Below are 17,408 nucleotides of genomic sequence, written 5' to 3'. Positions count from 1 at the left end.
GTATTATTCGCCACGGTGCAAAAATGATTTCAGCTATGTCTGAGGCGACTGTTCCTAAAATATCGATTATTGTGCGAAAAGCGTATGGAGCGGGACTGTATGCGATGGCTGGACCAGCATTTGAGCCAGACTGTTGTTTAGCTTTTCCGCACGCCCAAATTGCTGTAATGGGGCCGGAAGCAGCAGTCAATGCGGTATACGCCAATAAAATTGCTGAACTTCCTGAGGAGGAACGGGCTGCATTTATTGAGCAAAAACGTGAAGAATATCGGAAAGACATCGATATTTATCGGCTTGCTTCTGAAATGGTTGTCGATGGGATTATTGCTCCGAATGAATTGCGTGCCGAGCTTATTCGTCGCTTAGATGCATACATGTCGAAATATGTTATATTTTCTGAACGAAAGCATGGAGTTTACCCTGTGTAGTTGTCAACACATATGGTACAATGAGGACGATGTGTTTCCACATCGTCTTTTTTCGATTCATTTCCCCGGAAATCGACAAAAGGTATGTCGAATGTGGTAAACAAATGGGAAGATTGTCAGTCAAAGTACAGAAGTTTCAACCGCGCTATTTTTTTATTGTATAATCAAGAAAGGAGCTATTCATTTGATATACATATGGCTCATTGCACTATTTGTCGTATATAGCATATGTCCGACATGGTTAACTCGCGTTTCTTCGTTTCGTGTACAAAAAAGGGTGAACGGTGGTGTAGCGTTAACGTTTGATGATGGCCCAGACCCGATCTACACACCCCAGTTGCTCGATTTGCTGAAAAAGTATGACGTGAAAGCAACATTTTTCGTCGTTGGCTCGAAGGCGGAAAAATATCCTCATCTCATTCAAAGGATGCATAAAGAAGGTCATACGATAGGGTTACATCATTACTACCATACGAGCAATTGGTTTCTTCCTCCGTTAGTTGCCGAATGGGAACTTGAACGTTCAGTTCGTGCCATTGAGCGCATTACCGGCAGTCGTCCTGCATACTACCGTCCGCCATGGGGACATATAAACATATGGACGTTGTTTATGCAAAAAAAGTATAAAATAGTGATGTGGACATATATTCTTGGTGACTGGAACGCCTCGCTAGGTGTTGATCGGCTTTATGAACGATTGATGCGAAGCATAGAGGACGGGGCGATCATTGTGCTACATGATAGCGGCTCAACCTTCGGCGCGGATCAACATGCACCTCAAAACATGTTGCAAGCGCTAGAGCGATTATTGAAAACGGCTCATGTAAAGTGGGTAAAGATATAGAAGGGGAATGGGGAAATGGAAGCGAACAGCATCTTAACGTATATTCAATCTCATGGCTATATTGTCCTGTTTCTTTCGCTATTCTTTGGGATCGTTGGGATTCCAGCACCGGAAGAGTCGCTTCTGTTTTTGGTCGGCATTTTTATTTCACATGACCAATTACATTTATTCAAAAGTTTATTTTTTGCCGTTTTCGGGGCGACAGTCGGCATGGTGATTGCTTATGTTGCTGGTTATACGTTCGGCTCACCGCTATTATTTAAATATGGACACTATATCGGTTTTCATCGCCGACGTTATCGCTATATGTATCGCCATTTCCGTAAACGTGCGCTTTGGATTATTACGTTTGGCTACTTTATTCCGGGCGTTCGCCAACTATCGCCGTATATGGCGGGGGTTGTGCGCTTTCCATTTTTGCCATTTCTCTGTTTGGCGTTTGCTGGAGCGACTTTTTGGATCAGTTTATTTGTATGTGTAGGGAAGTTTCTCGGGGAGCGAATTCACATCCCACTTTCCGTTTTACCATGGCTTACTGTGTTGTTCTTTAGTTTATTTTTCGTTATGTTGTATATAAAAAAAAGAAAACAAAGCTAAAAGGGAGTTCGTCATGATGAACATTCTCGTCCTACCTTTGTTTCAAATGTCATCTGGCCATCATCAAGTGGCGGATGCGCTTATCTATTCGTTGCAACGTCGCTTTCCAGAGGCGTCTTTTGAAAAGCTTGATTTCCTCAGCTATTGCAACGAACAAATGGAAAAGCGGGTAGCCGATTTTTATCTTCGATGGATTTCGGCATTACCCCATTCGTATGAGTGGATGTATCGACGCTGGATGAGAAAATTCGAGCAACCAACGCTTGAACCGTGGCTACTTTATTTTGAAAAAAAAATGAAGCGTCTTCTTCAAGATAAAAAGCCAGATCTCGTTATATGTACTCATTCATTCCCTTCACACGTATTACAACGCTTGAAACAAAAGGGGATTGTTACCATTCCGGTTGTAAACGTATATACCGACTTTTTTTTAAGCGGCATTTGGGGAAAAACAGCAATCAACTATCATTTCGTTCCGCATGAAGAGGCAAAGCGGTTTATATGTACAACGTTTCGTATCGATCGTCATCGCGTCATTGTAACAGGCATTCCCATTCATGAACATATTGTACCTGCCGAGAAAAGAAAGCAAAGGGCAAATAAACGTATTTTAGTGGCAGGTGGCAATCAAGGATTAGGGAAAATGAAACAATTTTTAACGAATGCGAAACATTCTCAGCTCACTTATTTTGTATTATGCGGCAAAAATGAAGCGCTATATAACGAGCTGAAAAGCTGGGATGATCCGCGTGTTCGGCCGTTTCGATACATTTCCGATCCAGCGAAAATGAACGAGCTGTATGATGAAGTCGATGCGATTGTGACAAAACCAGGTGGTGTAACAATGAGCGAAGTGCTTGCAAAAAAACTTCCTGCTTTTACGCTTTCTTATTTGCCTGGACAAGAACAAATGAATTTGCGTTATTTAAAAGCAAAGGGACTTATTTATTTTCTCCATGACAATGAACCGTACGATCAACAGTTAATGCGCGTATTATCGGATCATGAGGAGATGGGACGATTGGAAAAACGGATCGAACAATATTGGCTCGAGCGTGAACAAACAGCGCAAGAGGCGTTAAGCGAGTGGATTGAAGCGCGTTTACATGCGGTAAAGAAGCGATGAGCAACTCTCATCGCTTTTATTTTTTCGATTTTCCGTATGTGTCAATACTCAATTTGACGTGGACACGTTGCAACGTATCCTTTGTAAGCGGGACTACTCCGTTTGTTGTGTATTTCTTCCAGTCATTCACGTTTTGGCGATACAAGGCGTTCGATAACTGAAGCGCATCGACCCCTTCTTTTACCCCGAGTTCGAATAACGATTGCACTTCCTTTTCTACCGTTTTTGCTGCGTATGCAATAATTTGTTTTTCCGATATGTCTTCACGTAGCTCGATGATGCTGCCCGTTGCTTGTATATCGACAGTGAAAACAGGTAGACCGTTTTTCACTTTATACGATATGCTCGCTTTCGGTTCGCGTACAACGAGCGTGCCAATCATTTTCCCATCCGGTTGAATGTAAATGGGCGTTCTTCCTGTCCCTTTTGTAACCCAGCGCAAACCGTCTAGTTTATTGCGCGGCATGCATGCTTGCTTATTGTAACGATGCAAAAAACAAACGCCGTCGATTTTTAGCATCGGCTTCTTTTTTTTATTTTCCGTCCAACTTTTCTCCTCCACTGCAAGGGATGGTAAGGGGAACACGACCGCCTTTTCATTTGAAGCGGCAACAAGTTGATTTAGCCGTTTCGGTTGAACAAATGAACTTTGTTCATAAATATCCGTCGGGTTTGCCAGTAGCGAAAAATACGGCGAATAATCTAAAAATGGCGTTGTTTCAAATAGCTGTTCAATCGATTCTTTCGTTGTAAATGCCCAAATGGTATGGCGAATTTCATTGTAACGGTCAAGCACATCAATAACGTCACGCACAAGTCCTTTTTTGAGCGCCCGTTCCGTAAAAACGATTCCTTTAATATGTCCCCACGATACGCCTTGTTGAATCGCGTGATACAACCGATCTGTCGCGACATTAAACGTTTCCCCTTTTGCTTTTCCGATTGTGACAGTCGATTTCTGCCGTCCTCCTCCTGCTTCGACTTTTGCAAGCCCTGAAAAACTAATGAGTTGAGCATATGCAATCACTTGATCGTCTTCGTAGTCGACCCCGATTGCATGAATGTAAGCGAGATGGTCAATTTCTTTCATCCCCCAACAGCCTGTTAAAAACAAACAGCAAAAGCAGCAAATGAACAGTCGACTCATGACTCATCCCCCGGCGTATTATCATTCGTTTTCAACATTTTTGGACGCATTTTAAACTTTTTCCATCCGCTTGTAATAATGACTTTCCATATATCCCCTGTCGTCGGGGAAAGCGGTGCTAAATACGGGACGCCAAACGATGTCAAATTGACCGTATAAATAAGTAAAAAAAACATGGACGCAATAAAGCCGAACAATCCAAGCATGGACGAGGCAGCAAGGACGATAAAGCGTAAAATGGCCACCGTCCCGGCAAGTGACTGGTTGACGAGCGTAAACGTTGCGATGACTGAAGTAGCGATAACGACAAGCGTTCCTGGGGCGGCTAATCCAGCGTTAATCGCTGCCTGTCCGATAATTAATCCACCAACGACAGATAACGTTTGCCCGATCGCAATCGGCAACCGCATCCCTGCTTCTTTAAAAATTTCAAACAAGCTGACCATAATAAATGCTTCTAACGGGGCGGGGAGGGGAACCCCTTGCCTAGCTAGAACGATCGTTGCCAACAGTGTAAATGGCAATTGATCTTGATGGTACGTAACAATGGCTGTCCAAAGCCCCGGCAAAAAGACAGCTACACTGACACCGATAAGCCGAATGATGCGTTGAAACGTAACAAATACGAATGATGTACTATTGTCTTCTGAAGTATTTAATAAAAATGTTAAATTTGCTGGTCCGATCAATGCGGTCGGTGAGCCATCAACAAATACAGCAAACCGTCCGCTTAACAGCGCATTCACGACAAAATCAGGACGACCAGAGTATGCGAAGATGGGAAATAGCGAAATGTATTTTTCACTTAACAATTCTTCTAATTGATTCGTTCCGGTTAAGGCGTCGATGTTGATATTGCTTAACCGTCGTTTAAGCTCACCAATTGTTTCTTGATTTATAATGTCTTTTATATATAAAAGATCGACTTTCGTTCGGCTTCGTTTGCCGATTAATACTTGTTCGACGTGTAAACTGCTCGTTTTTAGCCGCTTGCGTACAAGCGCCACGTTTTTCGCTACTTCTTCAATAAAGCCGTCTTTCGGTCCGCGAATCGACACTTCTGTGTTCGGCTCCTCGGGATTGCGGTTTGGTGGATTCGCGAGCGAAATGGAATACATCGCCCCGGCTTCGACGAAGTAAATGATTAAATCCCCGTTAAAAATGATAAAATCAAGCTGTTGAGCAGAGACGGATTTCCCGACTAAGTGAAGCGGCATTTGTTTATATTTTTCAATATCTGTAACGGAATAAAGCGGATATTGTTGCCCCATGCGCGTAATGGTCGGGAAAATAAACTCTTTAAGTAACTTCGTATCACATAATTCTTCACAATAGACGAAAATGAGTGAAAGTGGTTTTCGTTCGTCCGAATAAATAGTAGCTGGCATAAGTACGACATCTTTACATTGTGCAAAATGTTCTTTTAATGTTCGTTCATCGACAATGATTTCAGCGGTCATGCGGACGCTCTCCTTTCTTTTATACGTATCGCCAACGCTAGGACGAACAAGACAGTAGAAAGAAAGCAAATGAACAGAAACGAAATCGGCAGCACCCATTTCTTTAACATATAAAAAAATGTATAGTCGCTCATTGGAGTCATAGCAGCGAAAAACATGACGACGTATATGAATAGTAATATCCAGCGACGCGATGCTTTATTTGTAATGTCAAATAACTCCGGGATAAGCGCCGTTGCGAGCGAAATGCGGATGAAAGCGCCCGCGAGCCATTGGTAAACAGATAAAAAATCAAAATGCTCTAAATATGTTCCTAAGTTCACCATGCGCCATTGTTCAAATGCAGGATAACGGAGATGGCTCGCTTCCGCAGGACCAAATTCTGTAATGGCCCCGATCGTTGGTCCAATCGATAAACTAGCGGCGACAAGCCCGAACAAAATGAGTTTCATAAAAGAAATATTTGTTTTCATTTGTTGTTGCATGAACATGAGAAGAACAATTTCTCCGTACCCGGCAGCAACATACATGACCCCTTTCCAAACAGGCCCCCATCCTTCTTCGAGCATCGGTTTTAACAATTCATAGTTTTTATGTGGTGTAGTTGCGAGAGCGACGAATATGCCAAATACGACGACAAAAGGTAAAATGATACCGGATGTTTTCGCAATGGATGGTAAGCCGATGGAGGCGTTATAAAAACAAATGATACAAAGCGTGACGATAATCGCCCAGTTCGGTGTTGCTGTTAAATACGACGTCGTCGTAAACGTTGTTGTATCTTTTAACGTGACGATGCTAATAACAAGTAAATATATGCATGTGATCGAAGCGATTAAATAAGCGATCGGAGCACCGATACGTTTTTTTAGCCATTGGAAGATGTGCGCCTGCTGCGATTGTTTCATAGGAAAGTAAATGAGAGGAAGAAACAAAACGAGCAACATAAGTCCGATTACGGTAGAAATCCACGCATCGCGCCCAGCAACTTCAAGTAAAACGGGAATGATGATGACGTGATTCATTAGTCCGATGGATAACATCAAAACGAATAACATTTGTATCGTGTTCATATTCACACACCTTTTTTCCAATTGTATTTTTATCGTTTCCAAGCAGGGAAATAATATGCATTGTCACCATCTAGGCTCGTTTCACCATATAAATAAAAAAGTAGTTGTGCTACAATATAATGAAGTGACATGAACAGTTGAGGAGGAACGAACATGACGATCACGTTAGGTGTATTATACGGCGGCAAATCGCCTGAACATAAAGTATCGCTGCAAACAGCGCGCTCTGTGATTAATGCGGTAAATAAAGAGAAGTTTACCGTTGTACCGATTTATATTACAACGGACGGACAGTGGTGGCGTGGTAAGGCAATTGAAAGAGAAGTGCAAGATGTGAAGGAATTAGTTTTTGAGCATGGCTTACCAGCGCTTGATTTTATTGCGAACCGCGAAGGAAATAAGGAAGAACGGATCGATGTTATTTTCCCGCTTTTGCACGGCCCGAACGGAGAGGACGGAACGGTGCAAGGAATGTTAGAACTGTTGGACGTACCATACGTTGGGAACGGTGTGTTGGCATCGGCTGTCGGCATGGATAAAGTCGTCATGAAGCAATTGTTTGCACAAGCAGGGTTGAAGCAAGCGCGTTACGTATTTTTCTTGAAAAAAGAATGGGAAAAGCATAAAGAAACTGTATATGAAACGGTAGAACGTGAGCTTGGCTATCCGTGCTTTGTCAAGCCAGCCAATGCTGGTTCGAGTGTAGGAATTAGTAAATGTAAAAACCGCGAGCAATTACAAACCGCATTTCAAGAGGCGTTTCGTTACGATCGGAAAGTCATTGTGGAAGAGGCGATTGTCGGTCGTGAAGTGGAGATTGGGGTGATCGGTAACGACGAGCCGATTTGTTCCGTCGTCGGTGAAATTGTGCCGAAAAAAGAGTTTTACGATTACGAAGCGAAATACGTCGACGGAAATACACAATTAGTCATCCCAGCTAATATTACTGACGGAGAATACGAGACCATTAAACAAATGGCTCTTACTGCTTTTCAAACGCTCGATTTATCCGGTTTAGTTCGCGCTGACTTTTTCTTAACAGCAGATGGGGTAGCGTACATTAACGAAGTAAACACGATGCCAGGCTTTACGCCGTTTAGCATGTTCCCGCTTTTATGGAAACATACAGGTGTGCCGTATGAACAATTAATCGAGCGCCTCATTCATCTGGCGATCGAGCGATATAAAGAAAAGCAAAACATTACGTATGTATTTTAAGGTGATAACATGATTACACGTTCATTAGCCAATATTCAAACGATGATTCCGGGAAGTGCGATTGATGAGCGATATGCTTCCGTTGTCGTTCATGGTGTATCAACAGATACGCGCACAATCGCACAAGGAAATGTATACGTTCCGCTTCAAGGAGCTAATTTTAATGGACATCATTTTGTTAGGCAGGCGTTTGACAAAGGGGCAGCAGCTGCATTATGGAGCAAACATGAGCCAAATGCACCGAAAGACGTTCCGCTCATTTTTGTTGATGACACGCTCGTTGCTCTCCAACAGCTCGCCCATGCGTATCGCAAACAACTTCGGACGCGTATCATCGGCGTGACAGGAAGCAACGGAAAAACGACGACGAAAGATATGATTGCATCACTGCTTGGAACTGTATATCGCGTACAAAAAACAGAGGGGAATTTAAACAATCATATCGGTGTGCCACTGACACTTCTTCGTTTAAGAGAAGACACGGAGTACGCCGTTGTCGAAATGGGCATGAGCGGTTTTGGAGAAATCGAACTCCTTTCTACCCTTGCAGAACCAGATGTTGCGGTCATTACAAATATAGGAGAATCACATTTACAAGAGCTCGGTTCGCGGGAAGGAATTGCAACAGCAAAGTTTGAAATCATTAAAGGATTGCGACGTGATGGATTATTTATTTATCACGGGGACGAACCGTTATTGCAAGCGCGTGTTCAACCGTCTATGCTTCCGTATGTCGAAACGTTTGGAATGACAAAGACAAACGATTATTATCCGCTTGACATTCGTGTTCAGGCGGATGGTACGTCATTTACAGTCAATCATTGGCCAAATGAAATGTTCCATATGCCGCTTCTCGGGCGTCATCACGTGATGAATGCCCTTGTAGCCATTGCTGTGGCCCGTTTTGCTTCTATCGATGTAGCGCATATAAAGGAAGGGTTTTCACGCTTGACCGTAACAAAAATGCGAACAGAAGTAATCAAGCGAAATGATGGGGTAACAATTATTAATGATGCATATAACGCAAGCCCGACATCTATGCGTGCTGCCCTTGAGCTGCTCGGTGAGCTGACAGGATATCGCAAAAAAATAGCGATTGTTGGGGATATGCTTGAACTAGGTGATAGGGAAATCGCTTTTCATGAGCAAATTGGCGAGATGATCGATCCGCAAAACATCCATTACGTGTTGACGTACGGCACGCGCGCCAAAGCGATCGCTGAGCGAGCGAGCGAACGGTTTAGCGAAGGATGTGTTCGTTCGTATGATGACAAAAGGAAATTAGCAGCAGATGTGCAAGCATTGATAGAGCCGGGCGATGTCATTTTATTGAAAGCATCGCGCGGCATGAAGCTAGAGGAAATCATTTCTTTGCTAAATGAGTAAAAAGAGTTGTTCAATTTGTTGAAAACATATGCATAAAATGGTATGATGGACGAGAGCTGTTTACGGAATGAATTTGAACAAGGCACTTCCGTCTATACGGGAATGCCTTTTTTCGTAAGTTATTTGAAGAAGGAGTATGAAAACATTGGTTACATTTAAAGAGTTTGGATTAAGTCCAGAAGTGATGAAAGCAGTTAGTAAAATGGGATTTGAAGAGGCGACGCCAATTCAAGCGGCTACGATTCCGCTTAGTTTGCAAAATCGTGATGTCATCGGGCAAGCGCAAACGGGGACAGGAAAAACGGCAGCGTTTGGTATTCCGCTCGTTGAAAAAATCGATATGAACCACGATGCTGTGCAGGCGATTATTGTCGCGCCGACGAGGGAATTAGCGATCCAAGTATCTGAAGAGCTGTATAAAATTGGCTCAACGAAGTGTGTGCGCGTTTTGCCGATCTACGGAGGGCAAGATATTGAACGTCAAATTCGAGCATTAAAAAAGCACCCACATATTATTGTCGGCACGCCAGGGCGCATTATTGATCATATTCAACGTCGTACGCTCCGTTTACAAAACGTGCATACCGTCGTGTTAGATGAAGCGGATGAAATGTTGAACATGGGGTTTGTTGAAGATATTGAAGCCATTTTAAGTCATGTGCCAACTGAACGGCAGACGCTTCTCTTTTCAGCGACGATGCCGGAGCCAATTCGCCGCATCGCTGAGCGGTTTATGAACAATCCGGAGCTTGTTCGCGTAAAGGCAAAAGAAATGACCGTTCCAAATATTCAACAATACTATATCGAAATTCAAGAGAAGAAAAAGTTTGATACGTTAACACGTTTACTAGATATTCAATCTCCGGAGTTAGCGATCGTTTTCGGAAGAACGAAGCGTCGCGTCGACGAACTAGCGGAAGCGCTCAACTTGCGCGGTTATACAGCAGAAGGTATTCACGGTGATTTAAGCCAAGCGAAACGTTTATCTGTCTTGCGCAAGTTTAAAGAAGGTTCGATTGATATTTTAGTTGCGACTGACGTTGCTGCGCGGGGCTTAGACATTTCTGGCGTAACGCATGTTTATAACTTTGATATTCCGCAAGATCCAGAAAGCTACGTTCACCGTATCGGTCGAACAGGACGTGCGGGCAAAACAGGAATGGCGATTACGTTTGTTACACCTCGTGAAATTGGGCAGTTGCACCATATTGAAAAGACGACAAAGCGGAAAATGGAACGGATGAAGCCACCGACGTTAGATGAGGCGCTGGAAGGTCAACAGCGGGCGGCTGTGGAAAAATTGCTTGCTACCATTGAGCATAATAACTTATCATTTTACAAACGCGCTGCTGAGGAATTGTTAGAAGAGCACGACTCTGTTTCGCTCGTTGCTGCGTGTATTAAAATGTTAACGAAAGAGCCGGATATGACGCCGGTACAGTTGACGGAAGAGCCTCCGATTATGAAAAAAGAGAAAAAGCGGCAAGTCCAAACGCGCCAACGTCGTAGTGAGACGCGTGGACGGGGAGCGAAAACACGCACAAAACGATAGGAGCTGTCTGAACAGATAGCTTCTTTTTGTTTATTGGAGGGATATAGATGATTGTTGGGATTGGCATCGATATTGTAGATCTAAGTCGTATAGCTCATTTGTTAGAAAGGCAACCAAAGTTTATCGAACGCGTGCTAACAGACAATGAACGCATGCGGTTTTTTGAATTGTCGTCCAAACGAAAAATTGAGTTTGTTGCAGGTCGATTTGCCGCAAAAGAGGCGTATGCGAAAGCGCTAGGGACGGGAATTGGCGTACATGTGTCGTTTAGTGATGTTGAAGTGAAAAATGACGAGTACGGCAAACCGTACATTGATTCCTTATTAGCCGATCAGCGTGTGCACGTCTCGATTTCACATAGCGACCATTATGCTGTTGCTCAAGTAATTATTGAACGCTTGTCAAGCTAGTCTGCATATTCTCTCCCTTGGTCTCATATGATGGCTTATGAAAGAAGTCCAAATGAGGTAAAGGGGTTGAAAAAATGAGACGAACGTTGCTTTTTTGGTGCTTGCTTATTTTTATTTTAGGCAGTTTGGCGGCTTGCGGGGAGAAATCCCAACAAGATGTGTTAAAGGCGCTCGATGAAAAAGTAAAAACGATGTCTGGGTACAAGGCAGAAGCAAAAATGACACTTCAAACGGGAACGGAGCCGCAAGTGTATGAAATTGAAATTTGGCATAAGTCGCCAAGCTACTACCGTGTGAATTTGAAAAATGCCCAGCGAGATCAACATCAAATGATTTTACGAAACGACGAAGGGGTATTTGTATTGACACCGGCGCTGAATAAAAGTTTTCGTTTTCAAAGCGACTGGCCGCAAAATGCAAGTCAAGTGTATTTGTACGAGTCTCTTGTCAAAGATATTTTAGCCGACTCGAAAGCGGCATTTAAAGCAACAAAAAATCATTACGTTTTTGAAACAAAAACAAATTACGAAAATAAAAAAATGTTGCCAAAACAAGAAATTACGTTAAATAAAAAGGATTTAACACCGGTCAAAGTGACGGTCATGGACGTAGACTCCCAACCGATGTTGACAGTGGAGTTTTCGAAAGTAGAGTGGAATGCTGCGTTTGATCATAATGCTTTTGATGTGAGCAAAAACATGACACGGGCAAAGTTAGAAAGCGAGCAACAGGCAACAGCAGAAGCGAATCAACAAGCTATTCCGGTCATGTATCCGACATATGAGCTCGATGGTGTGAAGCTTGTTGAAGAAAAGGAATTTACAACGGCAAACGGAAAACGAGTCGTTATGACATTCGCTGGAGAAAAATCGTTCACGCTCGTACAAGAAAAAGCGCATGTTGTCCCGACAGCGAACGTATCGACAACGGTCAAAGGCGAACCGGTCGATTTAGGGTTTGCAGTTGGGGCGATGGCAAACGGGACGTTAACGTGGACGTATAAAGGTGTTGATTTTATTCTTGCTTCACAAGATTTAGCGAAAGAAGAAATGGTTGCGATTGCTCGTTCTGTACAAGGTAAAGTGATGAAATAAGACTCGCATGGCGGGTCTTTATTTTTTTATTGACATCCTATCAAGAGAAAAGAAATAATCAAACGTGAACATATTTTTGAAGGGGTATGAAGGATGGAAAGAGCTTTTTATCGCGATACATGGGCAGAAATTGATTTAGATGCTATTTTTTATAATGTACAGTCCATGAAGAAGCATGTCGGTTCGCATGTTGATGTGATAGCTGTCGTGAAAGCGAATGCTTATGGGCACGGGGACATACAAGTGGCGAAAACAGCGCTTGAAGCAGGAGCGACAAGATTGGCAGTTGCTTTTTTAGATGAAGCGTTAGCACTACGTAAAAAAGGTATCCCTTTAGACGTTCCTATTCTTGTGCTTGGGGCGACGAACCCTCAATACGCTCCGCTCGCTGCAAAGGAAAATATTTCATTAACCGTATATCAATCGCAATGGGTTGAAGAAGCGCTAGCCTATGCATATGAGCAGCCGCTTATGATTCATATCAAATTCGATACAGGGATGGGTCGGCTAGGTGTTAAAACGAAGGAAGAGATTGAGCGGATGATTGCGCTTATGTCGCAACAAACGGGTTTCGTACTTGAAGGAGTATATACGCATTTTGCAACGGCGGATGAACGAAAGACCGATTATTTTGAGTTTCAATATGATGCGTTTATGCGCATGTTAAAATGGTTGCCTGTCACTCCACCCGTCATTCATTGCGCTAATAGCGCGGCCGGATTGCGTTATCCGGATCGCGTGTTTAATGCGGTCCGTTTAGGTATTTCGATGTATGGATTGTCGCCGTCACAAGAAATGAAAACGTTATTGCCGTATCCTTTAAAAGAAGCGTTCTCGCTCCATAGTCGCTTAACGCATGTCAAAAAAGTGAAACAAGGGGAAAAAATAAGTTACGGGGCGACATATGAGGCGAAAACGGACGAGTGGATTGGTACGGTTCCGATCGGTTATGCAGACGGTTGGTTGCGTCGCATGCAGCATTTTTCTGTTCTTGTTGATGGAAAGCGTGCTCCAATTGTTGGTCGAGTTTGTATGGATCAAATGATGATTCGCCTACCTTATGAACTTCCAATTGGCACAAAGGTCACGCTCATCGGCGAACAACAAGGTGACCGCATTTCCATTGATGATGTCGCAGCCCACTTGCATACGATCAATTATGAGGTTCCTTGTACGATTAGTTATCGTGTTCCCCGTATTTTTTTAAAAAACAAGAGTATAATTGAAGTGAGAAATGCGGTATTATAGTAGATGAGTGCAAGGAGAACGGTTTTTTTCGAAAAATTTCTACAAAATTTGAACGAATGATGCTGGAAATGACTTTGCATCGCGAAGATGAAATGGTATGATGTAAATTGGGAGCAACTATGTGGTTGTAGTTTAGTTGGAGGTGTGTGTTTGTGTCTGAATCGAGCGCAACAACAGAAATTGTTATTCGGTTACCGCAGGCGTTAGTGAGCGAATTAGATGGAATTGTCAAGCAAGAAAACGGCAGCCGGAATGAACTCATCTATCAAGCGATGAAGATGTACATTCGCGAGCGAAAAAAGCGTCAAATTCGAGAAGCGATGAGACGTGGGTATATGGAGATGGCGAAAATCAATTTGTCGCTTGCATCGGAGGCGTTTCTTGCGGAATATGAAGCTGACCACACCGTTGAACGCTTAGTTAGCGGGGGGTAATCTTTTGATTGTCAAACGTGGTGACGTGTATTTTGCCGATCTTTCTCCAGTAGTTGGATCAGAGCAAGGGGGCGTACGCCCTGTGCTTGTTATTCAAAATGACATAGGGAACCGTTTCAGTCCAACCGTCATTGTTGCTGCCATTACTGCGCAAATTCAAAAAGCCAAGTTGCCTACACATGTTGAAATCGATGCAAAGCGCTACGGATTTGAACGGGACTCTGTCATTTTGCTTGAACAAATTCGGACGATTGATAAACAACGTCTGACAGATAAGATTACCCATCTAGATGACGAGATGATGGATAAAGTTGATGAAGCGTTGCAAATTAGTCTCGGTCTTATTGATTTTTAATATGATGGAAAAATAGCTACGTTGTGTAGCTATTTTTGTTTAAGAGGAGGAATTTTGTTTGGAGCTACTAAACGAACTGGCTACGAAATTAAACATTCCGCTTGTACATATTCAACATGTCATTCAACTTCATGAAGAAGGAAATACGATTCCTTTCATTGCCCGCTATCGAAAAGAAATGACCGGTGCGCTCGATGAAGTGCAAATTCGAACGATTTTAGACGAATGGAATTATTTACAAAACCTAACAAAACGAAAAGAGGAAGTCGTTCGTTTAATTGATGAGCAAGGGAAGTTGACAGACGACTTAAAAGAAGCGATTTTAAGCGCAACAAAATTGCAAGAAGTGGAGGATTTATATCGCCCGTATAAACAAAAGCGGCGAACGAGGGCGACAATCGCGAAAGAAAAAGGGTTAGAGCCGTTTGCCGAATGGTTATTAACGTTTCCGAATGAAACGGTGACAAATCGGGCGGAAATGTTTATTGATGAACAAAAAGAAGTACATACGATTGAAGAAGTAATTCAAGGTGTCAAAGATATTATTGCTGAAAAAGTGTCAGATGACGCTACAATCCGTCAATGGATTCGTCAACAAACTTGGCAAACGGGCACAATTGCTTCGGTTGGAAAAGAGATAGAAAAAGACGAAAAACGTGTATTTGAAATGTACTACGACCATCGGGAAGCGATAGCCAAAGCACCGGCTCATCGTGTTTTAGCGATGAACCGCGGTGAAAAAGAGGGCTTTTTACGCATCGCCATTGATGTAGACGTGGAGCGAATGATGGCGTACATTCGCAAACAAATCATAACAAACGACCGCTCATCTGCCGCTCACATTGTCGCCGAAGCTATTGAGGATGCATATAAACGATATATTGCTCCATCTATTGAGCGGGAAGTGCGAAATGAATTGACGGAACGTGCGGAAGAGCAAGCGATCCATGTTTTCGCTGAAAACTTACGCAATTTATTGCTCCAACCGCCGTTAAAAGGAAAAGTTGTTTTAGGGATAGATCCAGCGTATCGTACAGGATGTAAGTTGGCCGTCGTCGATGAAACGGGAAAAGTGCTTCATATTGACGTGATTTACCCGCATCCACCAAAAAATGAAGTTGAAAAAGCGAAAGCAAAATTAAAGCAGCTACTTCATACATATCAGGTCGAATTAATTGCGATCGGAAATGGGACTGCATCGCGGGAGACAGAACAGTTCGTCGCTGACACCATTGCCGAGTGGGAAGGAAACGTATTTTATTTAATTGTAAATGAGGCAGGGGCTAGCGTATATTCTGCTTCTGATTTAGCGCGTCAAGAGTTTCCATCTTTACAAGTGGAAGAGAGAAGTGCCGTATCCATCGCCCGGCGTGTGCAAGATCCGTTGGCTGAATTAGTAAAAATTGATCCGAAATCCGTCGGAGTCGGTCAGTATCAGCATGATGTGTCACAAAAAAAGCTAGAACAGTCGTTACGGTTTGTTGTGGAAACGGTTGTGAACCAAGTTGGAGTAAATGTCAATACGGCTTCTTCGACATTGTTGCAATATGTATCTGGCTTAACAAAAACGGTAGCTGAAAATATTGTAAAATACCGCGAAGAACATGGAAAGTTTACGAATCGTATGCAACTAAAAAATATTCCAAGATTAGGGGCGAAGACATACGAGCAATGTATTGGATTTTTGCGCATTTTAGATGGCGATGAACCTCTAGACCGCACTCCGATCCATCCGGAACGGTATGAAGAAGTGTATCAATTGTTGCATCGTCTTGGTTTCTCGACGGAGGCGATCGGTAGTGAGCAGTTGCGTGTTGCACTTGAGGGGATCAATATAGATCAGATCGCACAGCAAATCAATATAGGTGTATTGACGCTTCAAGATATTATTGATGCTCTAAAACGACCGGAGCGCGATCCGCGAGACGATTTACCAAAACCTATACTAAAGCAACATGTGTTAAAGCTCGAAGATTTAAAGAAAGGGATGGAGCTAGAAGGAACGGTACGAAACGTTGTTGACTTCGGCGTATTTGTAGATATTGGTGTGAAACAAGATGGACTTGTTCACATTTCAAAATTAAGCGAGCGATACGTGAAACACCCACTTGATGTTGTTTCAGTAGGGGATATTGTAAAAGTGTGGGTTGACTCTGTTGACTTACAAAAAGAACGCATTTCCTTAACGATGATTCCACCAACGTCGGAAAACACACTGTTATGAGCAGTGTGTTTTCCGATAAAAAAACCAGCATTGATTCAGCAATTTAATTTGCGCGCGATTTTTCTCATAATATGCACGTCGCATTTGATTTTTTAACCATATTGGCATCATGATCACCTTCACATTTTTTCTTATATGCTATGAGTGAAAAAGCCCAATGGTGAAAGGATGGAAAGAAAAATGGATGAGCGCGAGCTGCAAGCGCTTGTTGAGCGCGTGTCGTTACAAGTGTTTCATAAGCCATTTCGGCATCGAGCGGTGTTTAACGAACGCTTGAAAACGACAGGAGGACGATATATTCTCTCTACGCATAACATTGAGTTGAATCGAAAATATTATGAGTGCTACGGAGAAGAAGGACTTGTCCAAATAATTAAACACGAATTGTGTCATTATCATTTACATCTTGAAGGAAAAGGCTACCGACACCGTGACCGTGATTTTCGGGAATTATTGAAGCAGGTAAAAGCTCCGCGATTTTGTAAGCCTATTGTATTACCAAAAAAGACAAAAGAGCATTATTACGAGTGTACATCATGTCGATATATGTATGTTCGAAGAAAAGCAATAAACACTAGTCGATACGTATGTGGATTTTGTAGAGGAAAATTAAAAAAAATAAAAAGAGGGTGTTGACAAGCTAAATATGTATGTGCTAAATTATAAAAGCCGTCGTTGTTCGACGGGGAAATCGAAAAAAAGATAGTTGACACATATAAAAATGACAAATATAATATAAGCAGTCCTAAACAAAATGTTATTCCGCAGTAGCTCAGTGGTAGAGCACTCGGCTGTTAACCGAGCGGTCGTAG

At 42.7% G+C, this 17,408-nt stretch carries 17 protein-coding genes and 1 pseudogene; 14 read left to right on the top strand and 4 right to left on the bottom strand.

Annotated elements, in window-relative coordinates:
* From V7Z64_RS05730 to V7Z64_RS05715, 4 genes are all read left to right on the top strand, one after another.
* Positions 1-428 (top strand): carboxyl transferase domain-containing protein (locus V7Z64_RS05730; protein WP_334109692.1); only part of this gene is annotated, 428 nt, incomplete at its 5' end.
* 184 nt (positions 429-612) lie between these two features.
* The gene (locus V7Z64_RS05725) at positions 613-1,272 is read left to right on the top strand and encodes a polysaccharide deacetylase family protein (RefSeq protein WP_297990891.1); all 660 of its coding nucleotides are present in this window, start codon (positions 613-615) and stop codon (positions 1,270-1,272) included.
* A gap of 15 nt (positions 1,273-1,287) precedes the next feature.
* Positions 1,288-1,869 carry a DedA family protein gene (locus V7Z64_RS05720; RefSeq protein ID WP_297990892.1) on the top strand — a complete coding sequence of 194 codons (582 nt, stop codon included), beginning with the start codon at positions 1,288-1,290 and terminating at the stop codon, positions 1,867-1,869.
* 13 nt (positions 1,870-1,882) lie between these two features.
* Entirely contained in the window at positions 1,883-2,995 is a 1,113-nt protein-coding gene (locus V7Z64_RS05715) for an MGDG synthase family glycosyltransferase (RefSeq protein ID WP_297990893.1), read from the top strand.
* 16 nt (positions 2,996-3,011) lie between these two features.
* Here V7Z64_RS05715 and V7Z64_RS05710 read toward each other — a convergent pair whose 3' ends face one another.
* From V7Z64_RS05710 to V7Z64_RS05700, 3 genes are read right to left on the bottom strand one after another with little or no spacing between them, the layout of a single operon-like run.
* Positions 3,012-4,142: a Ger(x)C family spore germination protein gene (locus V7Z64_RS05710; RefSeq protein WP_297990894.1), complete on the bottom strand. Its 1,131-nt coding sequence runs from the start codon at positions 4,140-4,142 to the stop codon at positions 3,012-3,014.
* On the bottom strand, positions 4,139-5,602 hold the full coding sequence (locus tag V7Z64_RS05705) for a spore germination protein (RefSeq protein WP_297990896.1): 1,464 nt from the start codon (positions 5,600-5,602) through the stop codon (positions 4,139-4,141). Before V7Z64_RS05705 ends, V7Z64_RS05710 begins: the two co-directional genes overlap by 4 nt.
* Positions 5,599-6,675, bottom strand: coding sequence for a GerAB/ArcD/ProY family transporter (locus V7Z64_RS05700; protein ID WP_297990897.1), 1,077 nt, complete (start codon positions 6,673-6,675; stop codon positions 5,599-5,601). The genes V7Z64_RS05705 and V7Z64_RS05700 overlap by 4 nt, the downstream gene beginning before the upstream one ends.
* A 153-nt stretch (positions 6,676-6,828) precedes the next feature.
* On the opposite strand from V7Z64_RS05700, the gene V7Z64_RS05695 reads away from it, so the two are divergent.
* The 9 genes and pseudogenes from V7Z64_RS05695 to V7Z64_RS05655 all read left to right on the top strand — a co-directional run bounded on the left by V7Z64_RS05695 (position 6,829) and on the right by V7Z64_RS05655 (position 16,596).
* Positions 6,829-7,893 carry a D-alanine--D-alanine ligase gene (locus tag V7Z64_RS05695; protein ID WP_297990899.1) on the top strand — a complete coding sequence of 355 codons (1,065 nt, stop codon included), beginning with the start codon at positions 6,829-6,831 and terminating at the stop codon, positions 7,891-7,893.
* Between the two features lie 9 nt (positions 7,894-7,902).
* The gene (locus tag V7Z64_RS05690; protein WP_297990900.1) at positions 7,903-9,279 is read left to right on the top strand and encodes a UDP-N-acetylmuramoyl-tripeptide--D-alanyl-D-alanine ligase; all 1,377 of its coding nucleotides are present in this window, start codon (positions 7,903-7,905) and stop codon (positions 9,277-9,279) included.
* Between the two features lie 136 nt (positions 9,280-9,415).
* Positions 9,416-10,813, top strand: a pseudogene (locus V7Z64_RS05685) (DEAD/DEAH box helicase); the annotation flags it as partial.
* Positions 10,814-10,878: 65 nt separating this feature from the next.
* A complete protein-coding gene (acpS, locus tag V7Z64_RS05680) occupies positions 10,879-11,241 on the top strand; it encodes a holo-ACP synthase (RefSeq protein WP_297990901.1) in 363 nt (120 codons plus the stop codon).
* Between the two features lie 74 nt (positions 11,242-11,315).
* Positions 11,316-12,335: a LolA family protein gene (locus V7Z64_RS05675; protein ID WP_297990902.1), complete on the top strand. Its 1,020-nt coding sequence runs from the start codon at positions 11,316-11,318 to the stop codon at positions 12,333-12,335.
* A gap of 93 nt (positions 12,336-12,428) precedes the next feature.
* The gene (alr, locus tag V7Z64_RS05670; protein WP_297990903.1) at positions 12,429-13,583 is read left to right on the top strand and encodes an alanine racemase; all 1,155 of its coding nucleotides are present in this window, start codon (positions 12,429-12,431) and stop codon (positions 13,581-13,583) included.
* A 152-nt stretch (positions 13,584-13,735) separates the two neighbouring features.
* Positions 13,736-14,017 carry a CopG family ribbon-helix-helix protein gene (locus V7Z64_RS05665; RefSeq protein ID WP_003398486.1) on the top strand — a complete coding sequence of 94 codons (282 nt, stop codon included), beginning with the start codon at positions 13,736-13,738 and terminating at the stop codon, positions 14,015-14,017.
* A gap of 4 nt (positions 14,018-14,021) precedes the next feature.
* Entirely contained in the window at positions 14,022-14,372 is a 351-nt protein-coding gene (ndoA, locus tag V7Z64_RS05660; RefSeq protein WP_003253417.1) for a type II toxin-antitoxin system endoribonuclease NdoA, read from the top strand.
* A 58-nt stretch (positions 14,373-14,430) separates the two neighbouring features.
* Complete coding sequence (locus V7Z64_RS05655) at positions 14,431-16,596, top strand: Tex family protein (protein ID WP_297990905.1); 2,166 nt, start codon at positions 14,431-14,433, stop codon at positions 16,594-16,596.
* Here the strand turns inward: V7Z64_RS05655 and cmpA are convergent.
* Entirely contained in the window at positions 16,591-16,704 is a 114-nt protein-coding gene (cmpA, locus tag V7Z64_RS05650) for a cortex morphogenetic protein CmpA (protein ID WP_128682694.1), read from the bottom strand. The two genes, V7Z64_RS05655 and cmpA, sit on opposite strands and share 6 nt — an antisense overlap.
* A 72-nt stretch (positions 16,705-16,776) precedes the next feature.
* Here cmpA and V7Z64_RS05645 point away from each other — a divergent pair, with 72 nt between their 5' ends.
* The gene (locus V7Z64_RS05645) at positions 16,777-17,232 is read left to right on the top strand and encodes a SprT family protein (protein WP_297990907.1); all 456 of its coding nucleotides are present in this window, start codon (positions 16,777-16,779) and stop codon (positions 17,230-17,232) included.
* Positions 17,233-17,408 lie beyond the last annotated feature (176 nt).

Source organism: Anoxybacillus sp. (assembly GCF_036834105.1).
Classification (GTDB): domain Bacteria; phylum Bacillota; class Bacilli; order Bacillales; family Anoxybacillaceae; genus Anoxybacillus.
Note: the sequence above shows the minus strand (reverse complement) of the source record. Positions and strands in the feature narration are given on the sequence as shown.

What these genes read in the sequence shown, in the direction of transcription:
- cmpA (WP_128682694.1), bottom strand. Translation starts at nt 16,704, where the DNA reads ATGCCAATATGGTTAAAAAATCAAATGCGACGTGCATATTATGAGAAA.
- V7Z64_RS05700 (WP_297990897.1), bottom strand. Translation starts at nt 6,675, where the DNA reads ATGAACACGATACAAATGTTATTCGTTTTGATGTTATCCATCGGACTA.
- V7Z64_RS05720 (WP_297990892.1), top strand. Translation starts at nt 1,288, where the DNA reads ATGGAAGCGAACAGCATCTTAACGTATATTCAATCTCATGGCTATATT.
- V7Z64_RS05715 (WP_297990893.1), top strand. Translation starts at nt 1,883, where the DNA reads ATGATGAACATTCTCGTCCTACCTTTGTTTCAAATGTCATCTGGCCAT.
- V7Z64_RS05695 (WP_297990899.1), top strand. Translation starts at nt 6,829, where the DNA reads ATGACGATCACGTTAGGTGTATTATACGGCGGCAAATCGCCTGAACAT.
- V7Z64_RS05705 (WP_297990896.1), bottom strand. Translation starts at nt 5,602, where the DNA reads ATGACCGCTGAAATCATTGTCGATGAACGAACATTAAAAGAACATTTT.
- V7Z64_RS05710 (WP_297990894.1), bottom strand. Translation starts at nt 4,142, where the DNA reads ATGAGTCGACTGTTCATTTGCTGCTTTTGCTGTTTGTTTTTAACAGGC.
- V7Z64_RS05645 (WP_297990907.1), top strand. Translation starts at nt 16,777, where the DNA reads ATGGATGAGCGCGAGCTGCAAGCGCTTGTTGAGCGCGTGTCGTTACAA.
- acpS (WP_297990901.1), top strand. Translation starts at nt 10,879, where the DNA reads ATGATTGTTGGGATTGGCATCGATATTGTAGATCTAAGTCGTATAGCT.
- V7Z64_RS05675 (WP_297990902.1), top strand. Translation starts at nt 11,316, where the DNA reads ATGAGACGAACGTTGCTTTTTTGGTGCTTGCTTATTTTTATTTTAGGC.
- alr (WP_297990903.1), top strand. Translation starts at nt 12,429, where the DNA reads ATGGAAAGAGCTTTTTATCGCGATACATGGGCAGAAATTGATTTAGAT.
- V7Z64_RS05690 (WP_297990900.1), top strand. Translation starts at nt 7,903, where the DNA reads ATGATTACACGTTCATTAGCCAATATTCAAACGATGATTCCGGGAAGT.